The 22,739-nt window shown below is 65.5% G+C and carries 24 protein-coding genes and 1 pseudogene; 17 read left to right on the top strand and 8 right to left on the bottom strand.

Going from position 1 to position 22,739, the window contains the following annotated elements; all coding sequences use genetic code 11:
- Positions 1 to 38 precede the first annotated feature (38 nt).
- Entirely contained in the window at positions 39 to 539 is a 501-nt protein-coding gene (locus ACCQ13_RS07305) for a pyridoxamine 5'-phosphate oxidase family protein (protein WP_104601656.1), read from the top strand.
- Positions 540 to 775: 236 nt separating this feature from the next.
- On the opposite strand, the gene ACCQ13_RS07310 is transcribed toward ACCQ13_RS07305, so the two are convergent.
- Both ACCQ13_RS07310 and ACCQ13_RS07315 read right to left on the bottom strand, forming a co-directional pair.
- Positions 776 to 1,447, bottom strand: coding sequence for an exopolysaccharide biosynthesis protein (locus ACCQ13_RS07310; protein ID WP_167526859.1), 672 nt, complete (start codon positions 1,445 to 1,447; stop codon positions 776 to 778).
- Positions 1,431 to 2,771 carry a hemolysin family protein gene (locus ACCQ13_RS07315; RefSeq protein ID WP_104601800.1) on the bottom strand — a complete coding sequence of 447 codons (1,341 nt, stop codon included), beginning with the start codon at positions 2,769 to 2,771 and terminating at the stop codon, positions 1,431 to 1,433. Before ACCQ13_RS07315 ends, ACCQ13_RS07310 begins: the two co-directional genes overlap by 17 nt.
- Positions 2,772 to 3,045: 274 nt before the next feature.
- Here ACCQ13_RS07315 and ACCQ13_RS07320 point away from each other — a divergent pair, with 274 nt between their 5' ends.
- The 3 genes from ACCQ13_RS07320 to ACCQ13_RS07330 all read left to right on the top strand — a co-directional run bounded on the left by ACCQ13_RS07320 (position 3,046) and on the right by ACCQ13_RS07330 (position 5,678).
- Entirely contained in the window at positions 3,046 to 3,672 is a 627-nt protein-coding gene (locus ACCQ13_RS07320; RefSeq protein ID WP_104588294.1) for a DUF47 domain-containing protein, read from the top strand.
- Between the two features lie 9 nt (positions 3,673 to 3,681).
- Complete coding sequence (locus ACCQ13_RS07325; RefSeq protein ID WP_064508361.1) at positions 3,682 to 4,809, top strand: inorganic phosphate transporter; 1,128 nt, start codon at positions 3,682 to 3,684, stop codon at positions 4,807 to 4,809.
- 107 nt (positions 4,810 to 4,916) lie between these two features.
- Positions 4,917 to 5,678 (top strand): YdcF family protein, encoded by a 762-nt coding sequence (locus ACCQ13_RS07330; RefSeq protein WP_104601654.1) that lies wholly within the window; start codon positions 4,917 to 4,919, stop codon positions 5,676 to 5,678.
- 77 nt (positions 5,679 to 5,755) lie between these two features.
- Here ACCQ13_RS07330 and ACCQ13_RS07335 read toward each other — a convergent pair whose 3' ends face one another.
- On the bottom strand, positions 5,756 to 7,270 hold the full coding sequence (locus tag ACCQ13_RS07335; RefSeq protein ID WP_104601653.1) for a S10 family peptidase: 1,515 nt from the start codon (positions 7,268 to 7,270) through the stop codon (positions 5,756 to 5,758).
- Between the two features lie 414 nt (positions 7,271 to 7,684).
- Positions 7,685 to 9,574, bottom strand: coding sequence for a DNA topoisomerase IV subunit B (parE, locus tag ACCQ13_RS07340; protein WP_104601652.1), 1,890 nt, complete (start codon positions 9,572 to 9,574; stop codon positions 7,685 to 7,687).
- Positions 9,575 to 9,736: 162 nt separating this feature from the next.
- Between parE and ACCQ13_RS07345 the strand changes: the two genes are divergently transcribed.
- From ACCQ13_RS07345 to truD, 8 genes are all read left to right on the top strand, one after another.
- Positions 9,737 to 9,979, top strand: a complete 243-nt coding sequence (locus ACCQ13_RS07345) for a hypothetical protein (RefSeq protein WP_159406919.1) — start codon at positions 9,737 to 9,739, stop codon at positions 9,977 to 9,979.
- 172 nt (positions 9,980 to 10,151) lie between these two features.
- Positions 10,152 to 11,816, top strand: a complete 1,665-nt coding sequence (pyrG, locus tag ACCQ13_RS07350) for a CTP synthase (RefSeq protein WP_159406920.1) — start codon at positions 10,152 to 10,154, stop codon at positions 11,814 to 11,816.
- Between the two features lie 219 nt (positions 11,817 to 12,035).
- Complete coding sequence (gene kdsA, locus ACCQ13_RS07355; RefSeq protein ID WP_104601650.1) at positions 12,036 to 12,869, top strand: 3-deoxy-8-phosphooctulonate synthase; 834 nt, start codon at positions 12,036 to 12,038, stop codon at positions 12,867 to 12,869.
- 94 nt (positions 12,870 to 12,963) lie between these two features.
- The gene (gene eno, locus ACCQ13_RS07360) at positions 12,964 to 14,256 is read left to right on the top strand and encodes a phosphopyruvate hydratase (RefSeq protein WP_104601649.1); all 1,293 of its coding nucleotides are present in this window, start codon (positions 12,964 to 12,966) and stop codon (positions 14,254 to 14,256) included.
- Positions 14,257 to 14,259: 3 nt separating this feature from the next.
- On the top strand, positions 14,260 to 14,625 hold the full coding sequence (gene ftsB, locus ACCQ13_RS07365) for a cell division protein FtsB (protein ID WP_159406921.1): 366 nt from the start codon (positions 14,260 to 14,262) through the stop codon (positions 14,623 to 14,625).
- Positions 14,622 to 15,434: a 2-C-methyl-D-erythritol 4-phosphate cytidylyltransferase gene (ispD, locus tag ACCQ13_RS07370; protein WP_159406922.1), complete on the top strand. Its 813-nt coding sequence runs from the start codon at positions 14,622 to 14,624 to the stop codon at positions 15,432 to 15,434. The genes ftsB and ispD overlap by 4 nt, the downstream gene beginning before the upstream one ends.
- A gap of 7 nt (positions 15,435 to 15,441) precedes the next feature.
- On the top strand, positions 15,442 to 15,933 hold the full coding sequence (gene ispF / locus ACCQ13_RS07375; protein ID WP_104601646.1) for a 2-C-methyl-D-erythritol 2,4-cyclodiphosphate synthase: 492 nt from the start codon (positions 15,442 to 15,444) through the stop codon (positions 15,931 to 15,933).
- Between the two features lie 102 nt (positions 15,934 to 16,035).
- Positions 16,036 to 17,142, top strand: coding sequence for a tRNA pseudouridine(13) synthase TruD (truD, locus tag ACCQ13_RS07380; protein ID WP_372372364.1), 1,107 nt, complete (start codon positions 16,036 to 16,038; stop codon positions 17,140 to 17,142).
- Positions 17,143 to 17,232: 90 nt separating this feature from the next.
- On the opposite strand, the pseudogene ACCQ13_RS07385 reads toward truD, so the two are convergent.
- Positions 17,233 to 17,424 (bottom strand): annotated as a pseudogene (locus ACCQ13_RS07385) (Smr/MutS family protein); the annotation flags it as partial.
- A gap of 88 nt (positions 17,425 to 17,512) precedes the next feature.
- Entirely contained in the window at positions 17,513 to 18,052 is a 540-nt protein-coding gene (locus ACCQ13_RS07390) for a Smr/MutS family protein (RefSeq protein ID WP_167526860.1), read from the bottom strand.
- A gap of 99 nt (positions 18,053 to 18,151) precedes the next feature.
- Here ACCQ13_RS07390 and surE point away from each other — a divergent pair, with 99 nt between their 5' ends.
- From surE to ACCQ13_RS07410, 4 genes are read left to right on the top strand one after another with little or no spacing between them, the layout of a single operon-like run.
- Positions 18,152 to 18,931 carry a 5'/3'-nucleotidase SurE gene (gene surE, locus ACCQ13_RS07395; RefSeq protein ID WP_104601643.1) on the top strand — a complete coding sequence of 260 codons (780 nt, stop codon included), beginning with the start codon at positions 18,152 to 18,154 and terminating at the stop codon, positions 18,929 to 18,931.
- On the top strand, positions 18,928 to 19,605 hold the full coding sequence (locus tag ACCQ13_RS07400) for a protein-L-isoaspartate(D-aspartate) O-methyltransferase (protein ID WP_104601642.1): 678 nt from the start codon (positions 18,928 to 18,930) through the stop codon (positions 19,603 to 19,605). The genes surE and ACCQ13_RS07400 overlap by 4 nt, the downstream gene beginning before the upstream one ends.
- An 18-nt stretch (positions 19,606 to 19,623) precedes the next feature.
- Positions 19,624 to 20,238, top strand: coding sequence for a YqaA family protein (locus ACCQ13_RS07405; RefSeq protein ID WP_159406924.1), 615 nt, complete (start codon positions 19,624 to 19,626; stop codon positions 20,236 to 20,238).
- Positions 20,235 to 21,008, top strand: coding sequence for a peptidoglycan DD-metalloendopeptidase family protein (locus ACCQ13_RS07410; RefSeq protein ID WP_167526861.1), 774 nt, complete (start codon positions 20,235 to 20,237; stop codon positions 21,006 to 21,008). The genes ACCQ13_RS07405 and ACCQ13_RS07410 overlap by 4 nt, the downstream gene beginning before the upstream one ends.
- 324 nt (positions 21,009 to 21,332) lie before the next feature.
- Here ACCQ13_RS07410 and ACCQ13_RS07415 read toward each other — a convergent pair whose 3' ends face one another.
- Both ACCQ13_RS07415 and yhbY read right to left on the bottom strand, forming a co-directional pair.
- Complete coding sequence (locus tag ACCQ13_RS07415; RefSeq protein ID WP_104601639.1) at positions 21,333 to 21,707, bottom strand: Mth938-like domain-containing protein; 375 nt, start codon at positions 21,705 to 21,707, stop codon at positions 21,333 to 21,335.
- 16 nt (positions 21,708 to 21,723) lie between these two features.
- Positions 21,724 to 22,029: a ribosome assembly RNA-binding protein YhbY gene (gene yhbY, locus ACCQ13_RS07420; RefSeq protein WP_104601638.1), complete on the bottom strand. Its 306-nt coding sequence runs from the start codon at positions 22,027 to 22,029 to the stop codon at positions 21,724 to 21,726.
- 65 nt (positions 22,030 to 22,094) lie between these two features.
- Here yhbY and rlmE point away from each other — a divergent pair, with 65 nt between their 5' ends.
- Positions 22,095 to 22,727, top strand: coding sequence for a 23S rRNA (uridine(2552)-2'-O)-methyltransferase RlmE (gene rlmE, locus ACCQ13_RS07425; RefSeq protein ID WP_104601637.1), 633 nt, complete (start codon positions 22,095 to 22,097; stop codon positions 22,725 to 22,727).
- Positions 22,728 to 22,739 lie beyond the last annotated feature (12 nt).

Genomic DNA, 22,739 nt, shown 5'->3' on the forward strand with positions numbered 1-22,739 from the left:
TCCGCTCAGATGCGTGCATATCCATTGGGAAGGCACGCATGCAACTTCACGAACGCAGCGAGAGCATCAAGCAGTTGGCCGAATTGATCCGCGGGGTGGACATCGCCATGTTCACCACCGTCTCGGCCGACGGCAAGTTAGTGAGCCGCCCGCTGGGCACGCAGGAAGTCGAGTTCGACGGTGACCTGTGGTTCGCCACCGCTGCCGACAGCCCGAAGGTGGCGGAAATCGCCGCCGACCCGCGTGTCAACGTGGCCTACGCCTCGGCATCGAAGAACACCTATGTGTCGGTGGCCGGCACTGCGCAGCTGGTACACGACCGCGCCAAGATCGAGCAACTGTGGTCGCCGACGATGAAGGTGTTCTTCCCCGGCGGCAAGGACGATCCGAACCTGCGCCTGATCCATGTGCGCGCCGAGTCGGCGGAGTATTGGGATGGCCCGAGTGGACTGCTCGGCAAGGCGTTGTATTTCGTCATGACCGCCGTGACCGACGACCCCGGTAGCCTGTCCGACAACCGCGTGGTCGATCTGAAGTAAAGCCCCAATGGGCCACTGGTTGTCAGCCCCTCTGCCTGCGGGAGAGGGGTTGGGGTGAGGGTACGGGACTGCTGCAAGCTACAAACGCCTGCGCTTCAAGACTGGCCAGTCCTGACGCAATGACCTACACGCCCGGCCGTCGGCCCGGCGTACAGCTCAGCACCGGGTAACCCCGACACTCGCAGCGCCAAGGAACGCGTAAGCAAAGACGCTACGACTACGCGCCCTGTCCGGCTTTACCGCCAGGCCACCGGCCACCAACCGCGAATCAGGTCCACCAGCTGATCCGAGGTCACGCCGAACACCGCCACCGAGATCAGCGCCGCCGCCCAGGCAGCCAGCAGCAAGGCGCCGTCGCGTTCCAGCAACGCCAGCGCGAACAACAGCAGGATCAGCCCGAAAAGATAGTTGGTGAACGGGATCGGCAAGGTCAGCAGGATGCCCACCAGCACCAGCAGCAGGCCGGTGAACATCTGTGCCGGCATCCGGTCCAGCACCCCATGCAGGCGTGGCTTGAGCAGGCGGTCTAGCCGCCGCAGGGTGGGCGCGAGTTTGGCGACGAAGCGCTGGCTGGTGCGCCGCCGCGGCCCGCGTTCGCCGATGAAGGCCGGCACCCACGGCTTGCGCAGGCAGCACATCGTCTGTAGCCCGATCAGTACCGTCAGTGGGCCGCTGATGCCGCCGGCCACGCCGGGAATGGGAATGAACGCAGGCAGGATCGCCAGGAACAGAAACACGCCAAACGCGCTCTGCTGCAGGTCGGCCAGGATTTCGCGCACACGCAGCACCTGTTCCGGGTCGCCATCGCTGAAGGCCGCCAACAGGCTGCGAATGCCCTCGTTGCGATACCGCATCTGCTGCTGGTCCGCGTCCCCGGGCGGCGGCCCGCCCTCAGCCGACGATGTCATCGCTGTCCTCGTCGCCGATCCGGCTCAGCAACAGCTTGTCCACGCGCGCGCCGTCCAGGTCCACGATCTCGATGCGCCAGCCGGCCCAGTCGAAGAACTCGCCGGCCTGCGGAATCCGCCCGAAGTAGTAGATGCACAGCCCGGCCAGCGTGTGGTAATCGCCATCTTCGGCGTCCGGCAACTCGGCGCCCAGCACTTCGCGCAGCTCTTCCACCGGCAGCGAGCCGTCGATCAGCAGCGAGCCATCGGCGCGGGTCACCACCAACGCATCCTCGTCGGTGTTTTCCACCGCCTGCAGGCGGCCGACCACCGCGCCCATCAGGTCGCTGATGGTCACCAGGCCACGGATCTCGCCGTATTCGTCCACCACCAGCGCCATCGACTGCTGTTCTTCGCGGAAGATCTCCAGCAGCTTCATCGCATGCGTGGATTCGGACACGAACAAAGTGTCGCGCAGCGCCTGGAACAGGTGCGCGCCGTGGCCATCCATGCGGGTGACCAGCGACTTCACCTCCAGCACGCCGGCGATGTCCTGGTCGCTGCCGCGATACACCGGATACCGCGAGAATTCGTGTTCGCGCATGACCGCCAGGTTGCGTTCCGGCTCGGCGTTGGCATCCAGCCAGGCGATGCGGTTACGTGGCGTCATCAGGCTGTCGGCGGTGCGGTCGCCCAGCCGCATCACGCGGTTCATCATGTCGCGCTCGTGCGCGTCGATCACCCCGGCCTCGTGGCTTTCGGCCACCAGCATGCGGATCTCTTCTTCGGTCACCGAGGCCGATTCGTCCTTGCCCATGCCCAGCAGGCGCAGTACCAGCCGGGTGGAGCGCGCCAACACCCACACCCCGGGCGCAGCAATCTTGGCCAGCCAGGCCATCGGCACCGCGACGAAGCCTGCGATGTCCTCGGAATTGCGCAGCGCCAGCCGCTTGGGCACCAGTTCGCCGAAAATCAGCGTCAGGAAGGTAATCAGCGCCACCGCCAGGGTGCTGCCGATCACCACCGAATATGGGCGTGGCTTGCCGACCAGCTCAAAGGTGGCCGATAACGCCGGGAACAGCCCCTGCAGCCAGTTGCTGATCGCCTCGCCGATCGCCTCGCCACCGAACACGCCGGTCAGGATGCCGATCAAGGTGATGCCGATCTGCACCGTGGACAGAAAATTCTCGGGGCTCTCTGCCAGCGCCAATGCCCGCGCCGCGCGCTTGCTGGAGCCGGCCATCTGCTTCAGGCGGCTCTTGCGCGAGGTCATCAGCGACATCTCCGACATGGCGAAGAAGCCGTTCAACACGATCAGGGCGATGACGATCAAAAACTCAACCACGGGCACAGTCCCCGGTCAGTGAAGAGGAGGGCGGGGGTGCACGGCGATGGCCGGCGCGCGCTGGGGCGGGGCGGCAAGCGGGGGGATTAGGGTCGTCGTCCATAGGGTGCGCCTGTCGAGGCGCGGGGGCATGGTAGCAAACCACAGGGTGGTTGGCGCCGGGAAATGCCGGTGTGAAGGCGCTCGGCGGCATCGAGATACCCAGACAGGTCATGGAACGGTCATAATTCGCCCTTGGTGCCGTCCTCCCTCGACGGCAGGAAGTTCTCCACCCATGTTCTCGTTGCAGACCATCTTCGGTTCCGGCAAGCAGTTCTATTCGCTCCTGAACGAAGCGGCGCAGGCCGCCTACGACAGCACCAAGGCCTTGCACGCCATGATGCGCGAGTCCGACCGGCAGCCCGCGCTGGACGCCTTCAAGCTCGCCCGCCTGCGCGAACGCGCGGCCTCCGACAAGATCGGCCAGGCCCTGGTAGACAGCTTCATGACCCCGATCGAGCGCGAAGACATCGAAGCGCTGGGTTCGGCGCTGTACAAGATTCCCAAGCAGGTCGAAAAGTTCGCCGATCGCTATTCGCTGGCGACCAAGCACCTGGAACACATCGATTTCGCCCCGCGCGCAGCGATGCTGGAGCAGGCGGCCGCGGTGGTGGTGGAGATGGTCGACGAGCTGCCGCGCATGAACATCGATCGCATGACCGCGCTCAACGACAAGCTGCGCATGCTCGAGAACGAAGCCGACCGGCTGATGCTGGAGCTGTACCGCGACATCTATTCCGGCCGGCTGGACACCCTGCAGATGTTCCTGCTCAAGGAGTTCTTCGAGATCCTGGAAAAAGCCATCGACCGTTGCCGCGAGGCAGGGGTGGTGGTGTACCAGATCGTGTTGAAGAACAGCTGAGGCCGCCGCGTGCTTACCCTTGTCCTGGTGGTGATCCTGGCCGCGTTGGTGTTCGAGTTCATCAACGGCTTCCACGACACCGCCAACTCCATCGCCACCGTGGTCGCCACCAAGGTGCTCTCGCCGGGCTGGGCGGTGATGCTGGCCGCTGGCATGAACCTGATCGGCGCCCTCACCGGCACGGCGGTGGCGCTGACCATCGCCTCGGGGCTGCTCAACACCAACGTGGTGGATGTCACTCCACAGGTGATCCTGTGCGCGCTGTTGGGCGGCATCATCTGGAACCTCATCACCTGGTGGAAAGGCTTGCCGTCCTCGTCCTCGCATGCCCTGATCGGTGGCCTGTGCGGCGCCGGGCTGGCCGCTGCGCACAACAACTGGGATGCGTTGATCTGGTCGGAGAACATCGGCAACTGGGCCAAGAACAAGGGCCTGTTGTGGAAGGTGTTCGTGCCGATGATTACCTCGCCGATCGCCGGTTTCCTGCTCGGCATCGTGGTGATGGTGCTGCTGTGGGCGATCATCGCCGGCATGTCCAGGCTGGGCGGCCCGATCGGGCGGCTGGCACGGCCGCGCTGGGTCAACGCCTTCTTCGGCAAGGCACAGATCGCTTCGGCTGCATACATGGGCTACGCGCACGGCCATAACGATGCGCAGAAGACCATGGGCATCATCGCCATGACCCTGATCGGCGCGCAGTCGGCCGGTGCGCTGGACAATCTGCCCAGCTGGCTGGCCTTCCTGCATCCGGGCACCGGCCTGGCGGCCGGCGACGGCATCCCGATGTGGATCGTGTTGACCTGCGCGGTGGTGATGGCCGCCGGTACCGCGTCCGGCGGCTGGAAGATCATCAAGACGCTCGGCCACAAGATGGTCAAACTGCATCCCATCCATGGCTTCGCCGCCGAAACCAGCTCGGCCACCGTGCTGACCATGGCGGCGCATTTCGGCATGCCGGTGTCCACCACCCACAGCATCTCCACTGCCATCATGGGTGTGGGCTTTGCCAAGAATCCGCGCTCGCTGCGCCTGGGCGTGATCGAGCGCATCGTCTGGGCGTGGATCCTCACCATTCCCGCTGCCGGCGGCGTGGCGTACCTGATCCTGCGTGCCTTCGAGCTGTTCGGCTGGACCTGAGTGGTGTCGCGGTGCGGTCATGCGCCGCGATCACCCTGTGGCGATATCTGGTGTAGACCCTGCGTGTGGGCGGGACAGCCGGCGCGCTTTGAGCGAGACCCTTCTTGATGATGCTGGCATTGGTATGCGTGTTGTTCGGGCTCGGCTGGTGGATCGATCGCCGCGGCCTCAGGCGGTTTTCCCGCGCGCTGGGCGCGATTGCACTGGTGCTGGTGTTGGCGGTGGGCTGCGGTCCGCTGCCATCGTGGATGCTGCAACACCTGCAGCGCACCGGAGTCAACGATTTCAATGACTGGGGTGCGCGCAACGTCATTGTGCTGCTCGGCGCCGGTACGGTGCGGCCGGAGGGCAGGGATGCGGTGGCCGAGGCCAATCTGTTCGCCTATGGCCGCATCGTCGAGGCGGCGCGGCTGTACCAGCAGTGCCGCCACGGCGGTGGCGACTGCAAGATCGAGATCAGTGGCGGCGATGCGCGCGGCCTGGGCCTATCGGAGGCGGTGGTGTACCAGCGCGTGCTGATCGGGCTGGGGATCGACCGCGCGGACCTCATCATGGAGCCGTCCAGTATGAACACCTGGCAGAACGCCCAGTTCAGTCAACCGCTGCTGCGCGCGTATCGGCCCGATCGCATCGTGCTGGTGTCCTCGGCCACCCATTTGCGTCGCGCCGCGCTGTACTTCCGCCACTTCGGCATCGATGCGGTTCCGGTACGCGCCGATTGGCTGACCGCCTCGTGGTCGATCCTGCCGCAGAGCTACAACTTCACCCTGGCCGATGTGGCCCTGCACGAGTACCTGGGCATCGCGCGCTATCAGCTTTACCAATGGCTGGGCTGGAACGTGAAGGCGAGCGAGCCTGGTGCGTTGTGATTCGGGATTGGGGATTCGTAACGGCTGGTGCGTCGTGATGCGTCGCCAGCCGCGTGTGCGGCCGGCGATGGCTACGCTCAGCGCGTTTCGTACATCGCCTTGACGTCGTTGCGGAACGCGGCCTGGCTGGCTGCGCGGCTGTAGAACATATGGCCACCCGGATACTCGCGCACCTGCACGCGTGTGGGATCGCTGCCCATGACCGGCATCTGGTCCACGGTGAGTACCGAACCCATGAACGGGCAGGAGAGATCGTTCCATCCATGCGCGATCAGCACGCGCAGCTGGGGGTCGATCGCCACCGACTGGCGCAACTGGGTGACCGCGCCCTTGCGTTGTTCGTCTTCCCAATTCCACAAGGCATTGATGTCGTAATTGAGGGCTTGATAGCGCGCATCGATCTTCCAGCCGACCACGCGGGTGACGAAGTCCACCATCGCGGTGGTGGTCGGGGCAATGACACTATCCAGCAACGGGTCGTTGGCGCGCTGCGCCGGGTCGTTGGGGAACGGATCGAACGCGGTCACGTTGGAATCGTAGCGGCTGCCCAGCTCGCCCTTGTCGCGAAACACCTCGCGCAGATACGCCTGGGTTTCCAGCCTGCCACCGGAGCGGCGCACATAGGCTGGATCCAGTCCGGTCATGCGCGTGACCTGTTGCAGCATGGCCTCGGTGGCCTGTGGATCGGTACGGCCCTTCATCAGCGTCACCGCGTAGTCACCGCGCGTGTAGTCGATGACCTGGTGCATTGCGCTGTCACTGAGCTGACCCTGACGCTCCAGGTGTGCAGCAGCGATCGAGGGCAGCGTCAGCATCCACGCCAGCGGCGAGACATCGCCGTTGTCGTCCAGCGTCGGATTCAGATACGGCGAGACCAGCACCACGCCATTCATCGCCACGCCCAGGCGGGTCTGCAGAAAGTGGGTGATGCGCGGGCCGCGGAAGCCGCCATAGCTTTCGCCGACCAGATACTTGCGCGTCTGCAGGCGGCGATTCTTGAGCAGCCAGTCGTAGATCACGCGCGAGAGGTATTCCACATCCGCCTGCGGGTTGTAAAACTGCTTCTTGGCCGCGTCGTCACCGATCAGCGCGCGGCTGAAGCCGGTGCCGACCGGGTCGATGAACACCAGGTCGGTGAAATCCAGCCAGGTGCCCGGGTTGTCACGCAAGGTGGCCGGTGCGGAGGCGCTGTTGCCTTCGGCACCGAACCCGACCACCTTCGGTCCGATCGCACCCAGATTCAAATACACCGACGCCGCGCCCGGACCGCCATTCAATGCAAAGGTCACCGGGCGATCCTTGCCATCCACGGTGTAGGCGGTAAAGACCACCTCGCCGGTGGTCTTGCCCTGTGCATCGCGTACCGGCAGCGTGCCGACGGTGGCGGTGTAATTCAGCGTCCGGCCGGCCACACGCGTGCTCTGGCGCACGCTGGCATCGGCCGGCAACGGCGCAGGCCTGGACGCCGATGCATCGGGTTTCGCCTCGCTGTTGGAGTCGCTTTTACGATCGTCTTTATCTGGCGCGGACGCCAGCGCCGCCCCGCTAAGCAGGACGCAGGCCAGCAGGCTGGCGCGGAGAAAGAAGGGCATGGGTGTCGACGCCGGAACAGGGGAGTGCTGATGCTAGTCCACGGCAGAGCCTGGTCAATGTGCAGAAAGGCAGGGGTGTCGCGTGCAACGAGGTGGTAAGCGAGGCGGATTTCTGCGATCCGCTGAAGTGAGTGCCGACCGACAGTACGTCCTTCTCCCTCTCGGGACGTTGTCCTCCTTTATGGAGGAGAAGGTGCCCCGCGGGGGCGGATGAGGGGATGGGCGAAGCCTCGTGCTCCCCACTTCACGAGTGGCTACGCCCGTCCCCTCACCCCAACCCCCGCTCCGCGCCCCGGCCAGCGCTCGCAGCGCGGGCGCTCCAAGGCACGCGCGCCAGTGGCGCGCAACCCGTGCCTTCTCGCCCCATTGGGGGAAGGGCTTTTGCTACTCGGGCGTTTAAAACTTCCGGTGTCCTCAAACTTCCAACGAAGCTAGATCGCCCTTGCTCTCCAGCCACTGCTTGCGGTCGCCCGCGCGCTTCTTGGCCAGCAGCATGTCCATCAGCGAACGGGTCTGCTCGCCATCGTCGATGGTCAGCTGCACCAGCCGGCGCGTATCCGGGTGGATGGTGGATTCGCGCAGCTGCTGCGGGTTCATCTCGCCCAGGCCCTTGAAGCGGGTGACGCTGATCTGGCCCTTCATTTTTTCGCGCGCGATCTTGTCCAGCAGCGTGGTCTTTTCTTCTTCGTCCAGCGCGTAGAACACCTGCTTGCCCACGTCCACGCGGAACAGCGGCGGCATCGCCACGAACACGTGGCCGGCCGCCACCAGGGCGGGGAAATGCTGCAGGAACAGCGCGGTCAGCAGCGTGGCGATATGCAGGCCATCGGAGTCGGCGTCGGCCAGGATCACCACCTTGCCGTAGCGCAGCCCGGTAATGTCGTCCTTGCCCGGATCGCAGCCGATCGCGATCGCCAGGTTGTGCACTTCCTCCGAGGCCAGCACGCTGCCTGAGGCCACTTCCCAGGTGTTGAGGATCTTGCCGCGCAGCGGCAGGATCGCCTGGAAGTCCTTGTCGCGCGCCTGCTTGGCCGAGCCGCCGGCCGAATCGCCTTCCACCAGGAACAGCTCGGTGCGCGACAGGTCCTGGCTGATGCAGTCGGCCAGCTTGCCGGGCAGGGCCGGGCCCTGGGTGACCTTCTTGCGGACGATCTGCTTTTCGGTCTTCAGGCGCGCACTGGCGCGGTCGATGGCGATCTGCGCGATCTTCTCGCCGATCTCCACGTTCTGGTTGAGATACAGGCTGAAGGCATCGTGTGCGGCGCCTTCGATGAAGCCGGCGGCCTGGCGCGAGGACAGCCGCTCCTTGGTCTGCCCGGAGAACTGCGGGTCGGTCATCTTCAGGCTGAGCACGAAAGTGACCCGGTCCCACACATCTTCCGGCGCCAGCTTGACTCCGCGCGGCAGCAGGTTGCGGAAGTCGCAGAACTCGCGCAGCGCATCGGTCAGGCCCGAACGCAGGCCGTTGACGTGGGTGCCGTGCTGCGCGGTGGGAATCAGGTTGACGTAGCTTTCCTGCACCAGCTCGCCTTCCGGCACCCAGGCTGCGGCCCAGTCGACGATCTCGGTGTCCTTCTTCAGGCTGCCCACGAACAGCTCGGCCGGCAGCAACTCGTGCTGGGCCATCTCGCCCTTGAGGTAGTCACGCAGACCGTTCTCGAAATACCAGCTGTCCTGCTCGCCGGTGGCCTCGTCATGCAGCTTGACGGTCAGGCCGGGGCACAGCACGGCCTTGGCGCGCAACAGGTGGCGCAGTGCGCGCACATTGAATTTGGGCGTATCGAAATACTTCGGGTCGGCCCAGAAGCGCAGCCGCGTGCCGGTGTTCTTCTTGCCGACGGTGCCGACCACTTCGAGCTTGGAGGCGGCGTTGCCATCGCGGAACTCCATGCGGTGCTCGCTGCCTTCGCGCTTGATGAACAGCTCGACCTTGGTCGAGAGCGCATTGACCACGCTCACGCCCACGCCGTGCAGGCCGCCGGAGAAGGTGTAGTTACGGTTGTTGAACTTGCCGCCGGCATGCAGGCGGGTCAGGATCAGTTCCACGCCCGGAATCTTCTCTTCCGGATGGATGTCCACCGGCATGCCGCGGCCGTCGTCGGACACCTCGCAGCTGCCATCCTTGTACAGGGTGACTTCGACCTGCCTGGCGTGGCCAGCGAGCGCCTCGTCGACGGAGTTGTCGATGACTTCCTGCGCCAGATGGTTCGGGCGCGCGGTGTCGGTGTACATGCCCGGGCGGCGTTTGACCGGGTCCAGGCCCGACAGCACTTCAATATCGGCGGCGTTATAACGGGTGTTCATGCATCTCGTTGGCACGTGAAACGACGCGCAAGTGTGCGGGCTGGGGCAACTTTTTGCACGCGGCAGGCGTTCAGTGCAGGGCTGGGTGCGCGTGGCTACCCTGGCGTTGGTTTCGGAACCGAACGTCCCCACCGTCAGGATGTGACCGAACCGGAGGACACCATGAAGTTCAAACAGATGCTGATGCTCACCCTGGGTGCGGCCGCCGTTGCGGCATTGCCGGCGCTGGCCCAGGCCGCCCCGCAGCAGGCCGGGCAGGGCGCCGCCACGCAAAAAGCCGAGGACGCCAAGGCCAAGACCGAAGCCGAGCGCAAGGCCGAGCGCCGCGCCGCCGCTGCCGCTCAGAAGCCCAAGGCCGACAGCGCCCCGCGCGAGGAAGAAGAAGAGGAAAAGCCGGCACCCTGATCCACGCGCACTAGCGCCTTGCACCATCGACGCCCCGGCTCAGGCCGGGGCGTCTGCATTTACGCATGGTTGCAGCCACTTTTGCCATGCGGGACGAGCTTGTCATCACGCAACCCTTGGGCATTCGCCCGTCACCCGTTAAACTATGGCTTTCCGGGAGGCCTTGAGCCCCATGACTCCCCTGATTTTTGTAACAGGCGGTGTAGTGTCCTCGCTAGGCAAGGGCATCGCCGCTGCTTCGCTTGCGTCCATTCTTGAAGCGCGTGGCCTGAAGGTCACGATGATGAAGCTGGACCCGTACATCAACGTGGACCCGGGCACGATGAGCCCGTTCCAGCATGGCGAGGTCTACGTCACCGACGACGGTGCCGAAACCGACCTGGACCTGGGCCACTACGAGCGCTACGTGCGCACGCGGCTGTCGCGCAAGAACTCGGTCACCACGGGCCGGATCTACGAGAACGTGATCCGCAAGGAGCGTCGCGGCGACTACCTGGGTGCCACCGTGCAGGTGATTCCGCATATCACCGACGAGATCCGCCGTTGCATCGACGAGGCCACGGCTGGCTTCGACGTGGCGTTGATCGAGATCGGCGGCACCGTCGGCGACATCGAATCGCTGCCGTTCCTGGAGGCCATCCGCCAGGTGCGTACCGAGCGCGGCGCCGAGAAGGCCATGTTCATGCATCTCACCCTGGTGCCGTATATCGCGGCGGCCGGTGAGCTGAAGACCAAGCCGACCCAGCATTCGGTTAAGGAGCTGCGCTCGATCGGTATCCAGCCTGACGTGCTGCTGTGCCGTTCCGAACAGGCCGTGCCGGATTCGGAGCGTCGCAAGATCGCGCTGTTCACCAACGTGTCCGAGCGCGCGGTCATCAGCTGCCCGGACATCGACGTGCTGTATGGCATGCCGCTGGAACTGCTGCGCCAGGGCCTGGACGAGCTGGTCATCGACCAGTTCAAGCTGCGCGACAAGGTGGCCGCGGCCGATCTATCCGAATGGACGGCGGTGGTGGATGCGGTCAAGCACCCGCTGGATGAGGTCACCATTGCAGTGGTCGGCAAGTACGTCGATCACCAGGACGCCTACAAGTCGGTGGCCGAAGCGCTGCGTCACGGCGGCTTGCGCCAGCGCACCAAGGTCAACCTGAAGTGGCTGGAAGCCCAAGACCTGGAAGGCAGCGACATGGCCGCCCTGCAGGACATCGACGGCATCCTGGTGCCGGGTGGATTCGGCGACCGCGGCTTCGAAGGCAAGGTGCTGACCTCCAGGTTTGCGCGTGAGCACAAGGTGCCGTACTTCGGCATCTGCTATGGCATGCAGGCCGCAGTGGTGGACTATGCCCGCCACGTTGCCGCGCTGGACGCCGCCAATAGCACGGAGAATGATCGCCAGTCGCCGCATCCGGTGATCGGCCTGATTACCGAGTGGCGCACCGCCAGTGGCGAAGTCGAGAAGCGCGACGAAAAGTCGGATCTGGGCGGCACCATGCGCCTTGGCCTGCAGGAGCAACGGCTGAAGCCGGGTACGCTGGCGCGCGAGGTCTACGGCAAGGACGTGGTGGCCGAGCGTCACCGTCATCGCTATGAGTTCAACAACCGCTACCGCACCCAGCTGGAAGATGCCGGCCTGGTGATTTCCGGCAAGTCGATGGACGACACGCTGGTGGAAGTGGTGGAACTGCCGCGCGACACGCATCCGTGGTTCCTGGCCTGCCAGGCGCACCCGGAGTTCCTGTCCACCCCGCGCGACGGGCATCCACTGTTCATTGGCTTCGTGCGAGCCGCGCGCGAGAAGAAGGCGGGCGGCAAGCTGCTCAAGGAAGCGCGTGCGTGAGCAGTCCCTTCTCCCCTTGGGACCTCGGTCCCCTTTATGGGGAGAAGGTGCCCTGAAGGGGCGGATGAGGGTGCGCCGCAACGCACTGGAAGATGGCAGCCATGACGAACGCGTCGCTACGCGCCAGCCAGGGCAAACCATTTTGCTTCAGCAGTACTTCGCACCCTCACCCCTACCCCTCTCCCGGCGGGAGAGGGGCTTTAATCAACAGGTGATCTGATGAAACTGTGTGACTTCGAAGTCGGCCTCGACCAGCCGTTGTTCCTGATTGCCGGCCCCTGCGTGATCGAGTCGATGCAGCTGCAGCTCGATGTCGCCGGCAAGCTCAAGGAGATCACCGGCAAGCTGGGGATCAACTTCATCTTCAAGTCGAGCTTCGACAAGGCCAACCGGACCTCCGGCACCAGCTTCCGTGGCCCCGGCCTGGAAGAAGGCCTGAAGGTGCTGGCCGAGGTGAAGCGGCAGATTGGCGTGCCGGTGCTCACCGACGTGCACGAATACACCCCGATGAACGAAGTGGCCGCCGTGGTCGATGTGCTGCAGACCCCGGCGTTTTTGGTACGCCAGACCGACTTCATCAAGAACGTCTGCGCGGCCGGCAAGCCGGTCAATATCAAGAAGGGCCAGTTCCTGGCGCCGTGGGACATGAAGCCGGTGGTGGACAAGGCCAAGTCCACCGGCAACGAACAGATCATGGTCTGCGAGCGTGGCGCCTCGTTCGGCTACAACAACCTGGTCAGCGACATGCGCTCGTTGAGCGTGATGCGCGACACCGGCTGCCCGGTGGTGTTCGACGCCACCCATTCGGTGCAGTTGCCGGGCGGGCAGGGCAGCAGCTCCGGTGGCCAGCGCGAATTTGTGCCGGTGCTGGCGCGCGCGGCGGTGGCAGTCGGTATCTCCGGCCTGTTTGCCGAAACCCATCCGGATCCGTCCAAGGCGCTGTCCGATGGACCCAATGCGTGGCCGCTGGACAAGATGGAAGCCTTGCTTGAGACGCTGCTTGCACTGGATACCATCACCAAGCGCAACGGCTTCCTCGAACACGGTGTCTGATCGCCCTGGCATTTGGCAAGCCGGCATCCTGCGGCGATAATCCGGCAGCTTGTTTCCGGTGTACTTCCCCCCTTACTGGTAACCGAACGGACCTATGACCACTATCGCCAAGATCCTCGCCCGCGAAATCCTCGACTCCCGCGGCAATCCCACGCTGGAGGCGGAAGTCACGCTGGCAGATGGCGCGTTCGGCCGCGCGGCGGTGCCCTCGGGCGCCTCGACCGGCACCAAGGAAGCAGTGGAACTGCGCGATGGCGACAAGACCCGGTACCTGGGCAAGGGCGTGCGCCATGCGGTGGACAACGTCAACGGCACCATTGCCGAAGCGCTCAAGGGCTTCGATGCGGCCGACCAGCAGGGCCTGGACCGTCGCTTGATCGATCTGGACGGCACCGAGAACAAGGGCCGCCTGGGTGCCAATGCGTTGCTGGGCGTCTCGCTCGCTGCCGCGCATGCGGTGGCCGCTTCGCGCAAGCAGCCGCTGTGGCAGTACCTGTCCACCATCACCGAATCGGACGTATCGCTGCCGGTGCCGATGATGAACATCATCAACGGTGGTGCGCACGCCGACAACAATGTCGACTTCCAGGAGTTCATGGTGCTGCCGGTCGGCTGCGGCTCGTTCTCCGAAGCGCTGCGCGCCGGCACCGAAATCTTCCATTCGCTCAAGTCGGTGCTCAAGGGTCATGGCCTGAGCACGGCGGTGGGCGACGAGGGCGGCTTCGCGCCGGATTTCCGCAGCAACGTCGAAGCGCTGGACACCATTCTCGAAGCGATCGGCAAGGCCGGCTACACCGCCGGTGAAGACATCCTGCTGGGCCTGGACGTGGCCTCTTCGGAGTTCTACGACAACGGCAAGTACAACCTGGTTGGCGAAAACAAGCGCCTGACCAGCGAGCAGTTCGTCGACTTCCTGGCCGACTGGGTCGCGCAGTATCCGATCATCAGCATTGAAGACGGCCTGGCCGAAGACGACTGGGCCGGCTGGAAGCTGCTGACCGACCGCGTGGGCAAGAAGGTGCAGCTGGTGGGCGACGATCTGTTCGTCACCAACCCGAAGATCTTCAAGCAGGGCATCGACTCGGGCACCGCCAACGCCATCCTCATCAAGGTCAACCAGATCGGCACGCTGACCGAAACGCTGGAAGCCATCGCGATGGCGCATGCGGCCAACTATGCCTCCATCGTCTCGCACCGCTCCGGCGAAACCGAAGACACCACCATCGCCGACATCGCCGTGGCCACCACTGCCACCCAGATCAAGACCGGCTCGCTGTGCCGCAGCGACCGCGTGGCCAAGTACAACCAGCTGCTGCGCATCGAGCAGGCGTTGGGGGCCGGCGCGCGTTACGCCGGCCGCGACGCGTTCGTCTCGCTCAAGCGCTAAGCCGTGCGCAACTGGCGCTGGCTACTGCTGGTGCTGGCGGTGTTGCTGGCTTGGCTGCAGTACCGCTTTTGGTTCGGGCCTGGGAATTCTGGCGAAGTCATGATGCTGGAAGCCCAGGTCGCGCATCAGACACAGGACAACGACGGTCTGCGCCAGCGCAACCAGGCGTTGGCCGCAGAGGTCAAGGACTTGAAGGATGGCGAGGCGGCAATCGAAGAGCGCGCACGCAGTGAGCTGGGCATGATCAAGCCGGGCGAAACGTTCTATCGCGTGGTCGAGGATGCACCGCTGCCGTCACCTACGTCGGCCGAGGCGCCTGCTCCTGCGCAGCAGGCGCCGGCCTCCACCGACCCGGTGGATCATCCATGACCGGCTCCATCTGGGCCATCGTGCCGGCCGCCGGGCGCGGCACGCGGTTCGGTGGGCCCACGCCCAAGCAATACCTGCACGCGGCCGGGCAGCCGCTGATGGCCTACACCCTGGCCGCACTGGCCGCACATCCGGCGGTGGCCGGCATCCTGGTGGCGATCGCTGCCGATGATGTTGATTGGCCCGGTTGGACGGCGGTGCAGTCCAAGCCGGTACTGCGTTGCGTGGGCGGTGCGACGCGCGCTGCCTCCGTCCTGGCCGGGTTGCTGGCATTGCCCGACAGCGTGCGTGCAGACGATTTCGTGCTGGTGCACGATGCGGCGCGTCCGAATCTGGCCTTGGCCGATCTGGACCGATTGCTGGAAATCGGTCGCGGCGATCCGGTGGGCGCCATCCTGGCGGCACCGGTGCGCGACACGCTCAAGCGTGCCGGCGACGATGGCGGCATCGATGGCACCGAACCGCGCGAACGTCTATGGCGCGCGCTCACTCCGCAGCTGTTTCGCCGGCATCAACTGATTCGCGGCCTCACCGAGGCCGCGGCCGCCGGGGTAGACGTGACCGACGAGGCAATGGCGATGGAGCGGCTGGGATTGCGCCCCTTGCTGGTGGAAGGGGCCGAAGACAACTTCAAGGTCACCACCTCAGCGGATCTGGCACGGTTTGAATTCGAACTGGCGCGCTGCGGCGTGACGGTCGATGCCGAGTCGTCAGTTGCGCAGGCCACCGAGGTGCCGACCACCGCGCGCAACGCCGCTGCCCAGTCGGTCACTGCCGGACACGGCAACGACGTCACTCAATCACCATAGGGTCTGCATGTCCTTCAATTTCCGCATCGGCCAAGGCTACGACGTCCATGCGTTCGGCCCTGGCGACCACGTGATGCTCGGCGGCGTGCGCGTGGCGCATCGCCACGGCGTGCTCGCACACAGCGATGGCGACGTGGTGCTGCACGCGTTGTGCGATGCCATGCTGGGCGCGCTGGCGCTGGGCGACATCGGTCAGCACTTTCCGCCCAGCGATGCGCGCTGGAAGGACGCCGACAGTGCGCAATTCCTGGAGCATTGCGATCAGTTGCTGCGTGAGCGCGGTTGGCGGGTCGGCAATGCCGATGTCACCGTGATCTGCGAGCGTCCCAAGGTCGGCCCGCACGCGCTGGCAATGCGCGAACGTATTGCCGGCTTGCTGGCGATCGAATGCGATGCGGTCAGCGTCAAGGCCACCACCAGCGAACAGCTCGGCTTCACCGGCCGCGGCGAAGGCATTGCTGCACAGGCGGCGGTGCTGCTGGGCAAGATCGCTACCTGATTCACTCCTGCCTGCCGGGCCTGTCCGGCGGGCGAGGTGACATTCCGCGCCGAGCCATCGGCCCACAGCGCACGATGCGTCGGCGCGAAGGTAAACCACAGCATGACCCACACCTCCGTTCTTCCACGCGCGCACGGCGCGGCCGTGCTGCGTGCGGCCATGCGCTGCACGCCGGACGACTTCCAGGTGGATGAGTTGCCGGCATTCGAGCCTTCCGGCGAAGGCGAACATCTGTTGCTCACCATCCGCAAGCGTGGGCAGAACACCGCCTATGTCGCCAAGGCGCTCGCGCGTTGGGCGGGCATCGCCGAAATGGGGGTGAGCTACGCCGGCCTGAAGGATCGCCATGCAGTCACCACGCAGCGTTTCAGCGTGCACCTACCCAAGCGCGTCGCCCCGGATCTGGCCACGCTCGACGACGCACAACTGCTGGTGATCGAGAGCACCTGGCACAACCGTAAGCTGCAGCGCGGCGCGCTGTTGGGCAATCGCTTCGTGTTGACCCTGCGCCAGGTGCAGGGCGAGCGCGAGGCCATCGAGCAACGCCTGCAGGCGATCGCCGCGCGCGGTATTCCCAACTGGTTCGGCGAACAGCGTTTTGGCCGCGACGGCGGCAACGTGGCGTCGGCGCTGGCGATGTTTGGCCATGTGCAGCAAGCCGACGGCAGCCTGGCGCCGGCGCCGCCATCGAAACGGCGGCTGCGCAACGACCAGCGCTCGATCCTGCTGTCGGCAGCGCGCTCGGCGCTGTTCAATCGCGTGCTGGCCGCCCGCGTGCAGCAGGGCAGCTGTGATAGCGCGCTGGAGGGTGAGGCCTGGATGCTGGATGGCTCGCGCAGCGTGTTCGGTCCCGAGCCGTGGAGCGAGGTGCTGGCCGAGCGGCTGGCGCGCTTCGACATCCATCCCAGCGGCCCATTGTGGGGCGCGGGGGAGTTACGCCCCACCGATCAGGCGGCCACGATGGAGCAGGGTGCACTTTCGGACCTGCCATCGCAGGCGCTGCGGCAAGGCCTGGAGGCCGCAGGATTGATGCAGGAGCGCCGCGCATTGCGCTTGCGTCCGCAAGACCTTGGCTACCGCTGGCTGGATGCGCAGACCCTGCAGGTGGAATTCGCATTGCCGCCAGGCTGCTATGCCACCGCAGTGCTGTGGGAGCTGGGCGATGTCAGCGACGAAGGCCGCGCCGCGCCGCTGGGTTCCGACGCCTGAGCGTAATTCTGTACAGGAGCGGCCCTGGCCGCGACAGGCATTGCCGGTAGCGCCTCTCGCGGCCGGGGCCGCTCCTACAGGATGCTGCGACTACTTCCGCGCCAACAACACCAGTAAAGCCCCGGTCCCGCCTTGCGTGGGCGGTGCGGAATGAAACGCCAGCACGTCGTTGCGCTGGCGCAGCAGGCGGTCCATCAGGTTCTCCAGTACCGGCGCACCGTTGCCCGATTGCAGTCCCTTGCCATGGATGATGCGCACGCAGCCATGTTTCGACGCATCAGCGTAATTCTGTGTAGGAGCGGCCCCGGCCGCGACAGGCATTGCCGGTAGCGCCTCTCGCGGCCGGGGCCGCTCCTACAGGATGCTGCGACTACTTCCGCGCCAGCAATACCAACAATGCCCCGGTCCCGCCTTGCGTGGGTGGTGCGGAATGAAACGCCAGCACGTCGTTGCGCTGGCGCAGCAGGCGGTCCACCAGGTTCTTCAGCACCGGCGCACCGTTGTCCGACTGCAGGCCCTTGCCATGGATGATGCGCACGCAGCCATGTTCGTGCGCATGCGCCTCCAGCAGGAACTGGCGCAGCAAGGCCTCGGCCTGTGCAGCGGTGGCACCATGCAGATCCAGCTCGTCCTGCACTGAAAACTGCCCGCGCTTGAGGCGCTGGAACAGCCTCGCAGGCAGCGTGTCGCGGCGGTAGCTGGCGGTATCGCCGGCTTCCAGCGGCGCACTGTCGCGCAGCAGGCGGGCGAATTCAGTCTGCGCCTGCGCCTCGTCGCGCTCGGCCATGCGTGCGCGCGGCTTCGGGCGCGGCTTGGCATTGGCCGGCGGCGCGACCTCGCGCAGCGGCTGGACCGCGCCAATGGCGGCACGGAACAGCGCGCCGTCGTCTTCGTCTTCGGGATGCGACATGGGCACAGCGTAACCGTTCCAACCTCAGGCAGACGCGAAGATCAAGCGGCAAGCCCGTGGACGCATCCGGTATCATGGCCGGGTTTTCCGAGGAGTCCCATGCGCGTACTGGTTAGCAACGACGACGGTGTCGACGCCCCCGGCATCCAGATCCTGGCCGAGGCACTGCGGAGTGCCGGTCATGAAGTGATGGTGGTCGCGCCCGATCGCGACCGCTCCGGCGCCAGCAATTCGCTGACGCTGGATGTGCCCATCCGTACCCGCCGTATCGACGCACAGACCTGCGCGGTGGCCGGCACGCCAACCGACTGCGTGCATCTGGCGCTCACCGGCATGCTGGAGTACGAGCCGGACATCGTGGTCTCGGGTATCAACAACTCGGCCAATCTGGGCGATGACGTGATTTACTCCGGTACTGTCTCCGCTGCGATGGAGGGCCGCTTCCTGGGCCTGCCCGCGGTGGCGGTGTCGCTGGTCACGCACAACCACGAGGCGCACAACTACGAAACCGCCGCGCGCGCAGCGGTGGAGATCGTTGCGCGGCTGAAGGCCGATCCGTTGCCGGCCGACACCATCCTCAACGTCAACGTTCCGGATCTGCCCTGGTCGGATGTGCTTGGTTTCGAGGTCACCCGGCTCGGCAACCGCCACCGTTCCGAGCCGTGCGTGCCGCAGCGCGACCCGCGCGGCCGCACCGTGTACTGGATCGGTCCGGCCGGTCCCGAGCAGGATGCCGGCGCCGGCACCGACTTCCATGCCGTGCGCACCGGGCGGATTTCGATCACCCCGATCCATGTCGATCTCACCCGCTACCAGGCGCTGGAGACCGTGGCCGGCTGGGTCGGCGGACTGACCGCCGCGCTGGACGCGTCGGCATGACGCCGAGGCTGCGCCTGCAACCGGAGTCGGTGGGAATCGGCATGACCTCGCAGCGCGTGCGCGACCGCCTGGTCGAGCGCCTGCGCGAGGCCGGCATCCAGGACGAAGCCACGCTCAATGCGGTGCGCACTGTGCCGCGGCATCTGTTCATCGATGAAGCGCTGGCCTCGCGCGCCTACGAAGACACTGCCTTGCCGATTGGTCATGGCCAGACCATTTCCCAGCCCTGGGTAGTGGCGCGCATGACCGAAGCGGTGCTGCAGGTGGCGCCGACCAAGGTGCTCGAAGTGGGCACCGGTTCTGGCTACCAGGGCGCGATCCTCGCCGCGCTGGGACTGGAGGTCTATACGGTCGAACGCATCGGCGATCTGCTGCGGCAGGCGCGCAAGCGCTTCCGCCACCTGGGCATGAATGTGCGCAGCAAGCACGACGACGGTCGCATCGGCTGGCCCGAACACGGTCCCTACGATGCCATCGTGGTCACCGCTGCCGCGCCGGCGCTGGTGGATGCGTTGGTCGATCAACTCGCGGTCGGCGGGCGGCTGGTCGCCCCGGTCGGTGGTGCGTCCTCGCAGTCGCTGGTGCAACTCACCCGCGCGGCCGACGGTGCGATCGAACACCAGGTTCTGGCCCCGGTCACGTTCGTCCCGCTGTTGTCGGGCATGCTGGATTGACCTCATGAGAGTTCCACGATGAAGATTTTCGGGCCGTTGTACGACGTGGCCATCCGTTGGTCGCGCCATCGCCGCGCCCCCGCGCTGCTGACCGGCCTGAGCTTCGTGGAGGGCTTCATCTTTCCGGTGCCGCCGGAAGTGATGCTGGCGCCGATGTCGTTGGCCGAGCCCAAGCGCTCACTCTGGTTCGCCACCTTGAGCCTGATCGGTTCGATCTGCGGCGCGCTGGTCGGCTACCTGCTGGGCCACTTCGCCTTTGCCGCCCTGCAACCGTTGATCGAATGGCTGGGCTGGAGTGCGAAGATCCAGCAGCAGATCGAGACCCTGCGCGTGCTGGTGGCCGAGTCGCCGTGGAAGGCGTTCTGGGCGCTGGTGCTGGTGGGCTTCACCCCGATCCCGCTGAAGATCTTCACCTGGGCCTCCGGCGTGGTCGGTGTGCCGTTGTTGCCCTTCATCGCCAGCATGCTGGTCGGGCGCGGCAAGCGCGTGTATCTGGTGGCCGGTGCCATCCGCCTGGGCGGTGCGCGGGCAGAGGCGGCGTTGCATAAGTGGATCGAGCCGCTGGGCTGGGTGGCGATGGCGGTGCTCGCGGCCGGCGCCGGCTGGCTGGTGTGGAAGACAACCAACGGATGAGCAAGACGCAGATGAATTCGGTACGCAAGACAGCAGTCCTGCTCATGGTCGCCATCGGGCTGGCCGCCTGCAGCAGCGCCACGGTGGTGCGTTCGCCCGGCGGCGGATCTTCGTCGTCGCGCCCTGCGGCGGCGCAGCGGCCGTCGGTGCCGCGTCCCGGTGCCACCGTCACCGTGCAGCGTGGCGACACCCTGTACGCGATCTCGCGCCGGACCAATATCACCGCTGCGGACCTGGCGGCCTGGAATGGCCTGTCGTCTCCGAACACGATCTATCCCGGCCAGACGCTCAAGCTGTATCCCGGTGGGGCGAGCAAGCCCGGCAGCAGCGCGCCGGTGGCCGGCGGCAGCGTGGTCCCGGCGCGCCCGGCGGCGCCGGTCGCCGCGCCGGTCAGCAGCGGTTTTGCATGGCGCTGGCCCGCTGATGGCGTGGTGGTCGGGACGTTCGTGAGCGGAGAGACCACCAAGCAGGGCGTGGATATCGCCGGCGCCAGCGGGCAGGCCGTGCGTGCCGCGGCCGATGGCGTGGTGGTGTACTCCGGTGCCGGCCTGGTCGGCTACGGCGAGCTCATCATCATCAAGCACAACGACCAGTGGTTGTCGGCCTATGGCCACAACCGCAAGCGCCTGCTCAACGAAGGCCAGAACGTCAAGGCCGGCCAGCAGATCGCCGAAATGGGCCGCAGCGGCGCCGCGCGCGACATGCTGCACTTCGAGATCCGCTACAACGGTAAGCCGGTGGACCCGTTGTTGTATTTGCCGAAGAAGTGAATCGGGAATCGGGAATGGGGAATCGGGAATCGGGAATCGAGAATGGGGAATGGGGAATGGGGAATGGGGAATCGCAACAGCGTTGGGCTGGTCGGTAGTTTGACGATCGGCAAATACTGCAGCTAAGAGATTGGTCGAGCGGGTGCTTGACAGAAGAAGCTTAGTCCAGCTTGCTATTCCCGATTCCCGATTCCCGATTCCCGATTCCCGATTCCCGATTCCCGATTCCCGATTCCCGATTCCCGATTCCCGATTCCCGATTCCCCATTCCCGATTCCCGATTCCCGATTCCCGATTCCCGATTCCCGATTCCCGATTCCCGATTCAGCCAGGCAAAATCATTGCCAAGGCCACCCGGCGGCCTTCGCTGGCCAGCACGTTGTAGGTGCGGGCGGCGGCGGCGTTGGTCATCGCTTCCAGGCCGATGCCGCGGGTCAGGCAGGCGGCCAGCACCTGCGCATTGGGAAATTGCTGGCGCTCGCCCGTGCCCAGCAGGATCACCGCCGGGGACAGCGCCAGGATTGCATCCAGATCGCTGGCCTGCAGCTGCGCCAGGTCCTGCACCGGCCAGTGGTCCACCAGTTCGTCCGGCATCAGGATGAAGCTGTGTTGCAGGATCTGCTCGTTCACCTTGGCGTGACGGCCATCGGCCGCACGCAAGGCATAGGTGTAATCGGGGTGTTCCTGGCTCAAAGGCATGAAGGCACTCGCAGGTTCAGCCGCGCGGCAGCACGATCTGGCGCTTTTCCTTGCTGGGGCGGTACAGGATGGCAACATGGCCGATCCGCTGCACCAGGGCACTGCCGGTCTGCTCGACCAGTTCGGCGATCAATGCATCGCGGGTCTCACGGTCCTCGGAAGCCACCTTCACCTTGACCAGTTCGTGGCGCTCGAGCACGTCCTCGAGTTCGGCCAGGAATGCCGGCGTGACCCCCTTGCCGCCGGTCTGCAGCAGGGCCTTGAGGTCGTGGGCCTGGCCGCGCAGGAAACGGTTCTGGGCGGAGGTGAGAACAATGGACATGCAGGATCGAAAGGCAGCAAAGGGTGTTCAGGGTATCATGGCGGCCCGTTCGGACCCCTTTGCCAATGCCTTCCCGCAGTAAAAGCAGCCAGCGCTGGCTCAAGGAACACTTCGCCGACCCTTACGTGAAGAAGGCCCAGGCCGAAGGCATGCGCTCACGCGCGGCCTACAAACTGGAAGAGCTGTTGCAGCGCGATCGCCTGCTCAAGCCGGGCATGGTGGTGGTGGACCTGGGCGCCGCGCCGGGTGGCTGGTCGCAACAGGTGCGCAAGTCGATGGGCAACAGCGGCCGGGTGGTGGCGCTGGACATCCTGGACATGCCGGCCCTGGCGGGCGTGGAGTTCCTTCACGGTGATTTCAGGGAGCAGGACGTCCTATCGCAATTCGAGGCGATGCTGGGCGATGTGCCGGTAGACCTTGTGCTGTCGGATATGGCCCCCAATAAGAGTGGCATGGATGCGGTCGACCAACCGCGGATGATGCACCTGGCGGAACTGGCGATGGAATTTGCCGACACCCATCTCAAGCCGGGTGGGGCGTTCCTCATCAAGCTGTTCCAGGGTGTGGGGTCCGACGACTACATTCGCGAGCTTCGCCGCCGCTATGACAAGGTGACGATTCGCAAGCCGGCGGCCTCGCGCAAGCGCTCCCCGGAAGTTTATGTGCTCGGTCAGGGCAAGCGTGTCCAGATCAAGTAAGCTGCCAATGAC

It is taken from the genome of Xanthomonas sp. NCPPB 1638, assembly GCF_041475635.2.
In the GTDB taxonomy this organism is placed as follows: Bacteria; Pseudomonadota; Gammaproteobacteria; order Xanthomonadales; family Xanthomonadaceae; genus Xanthomonas; species Xanthomonas cucurbitae.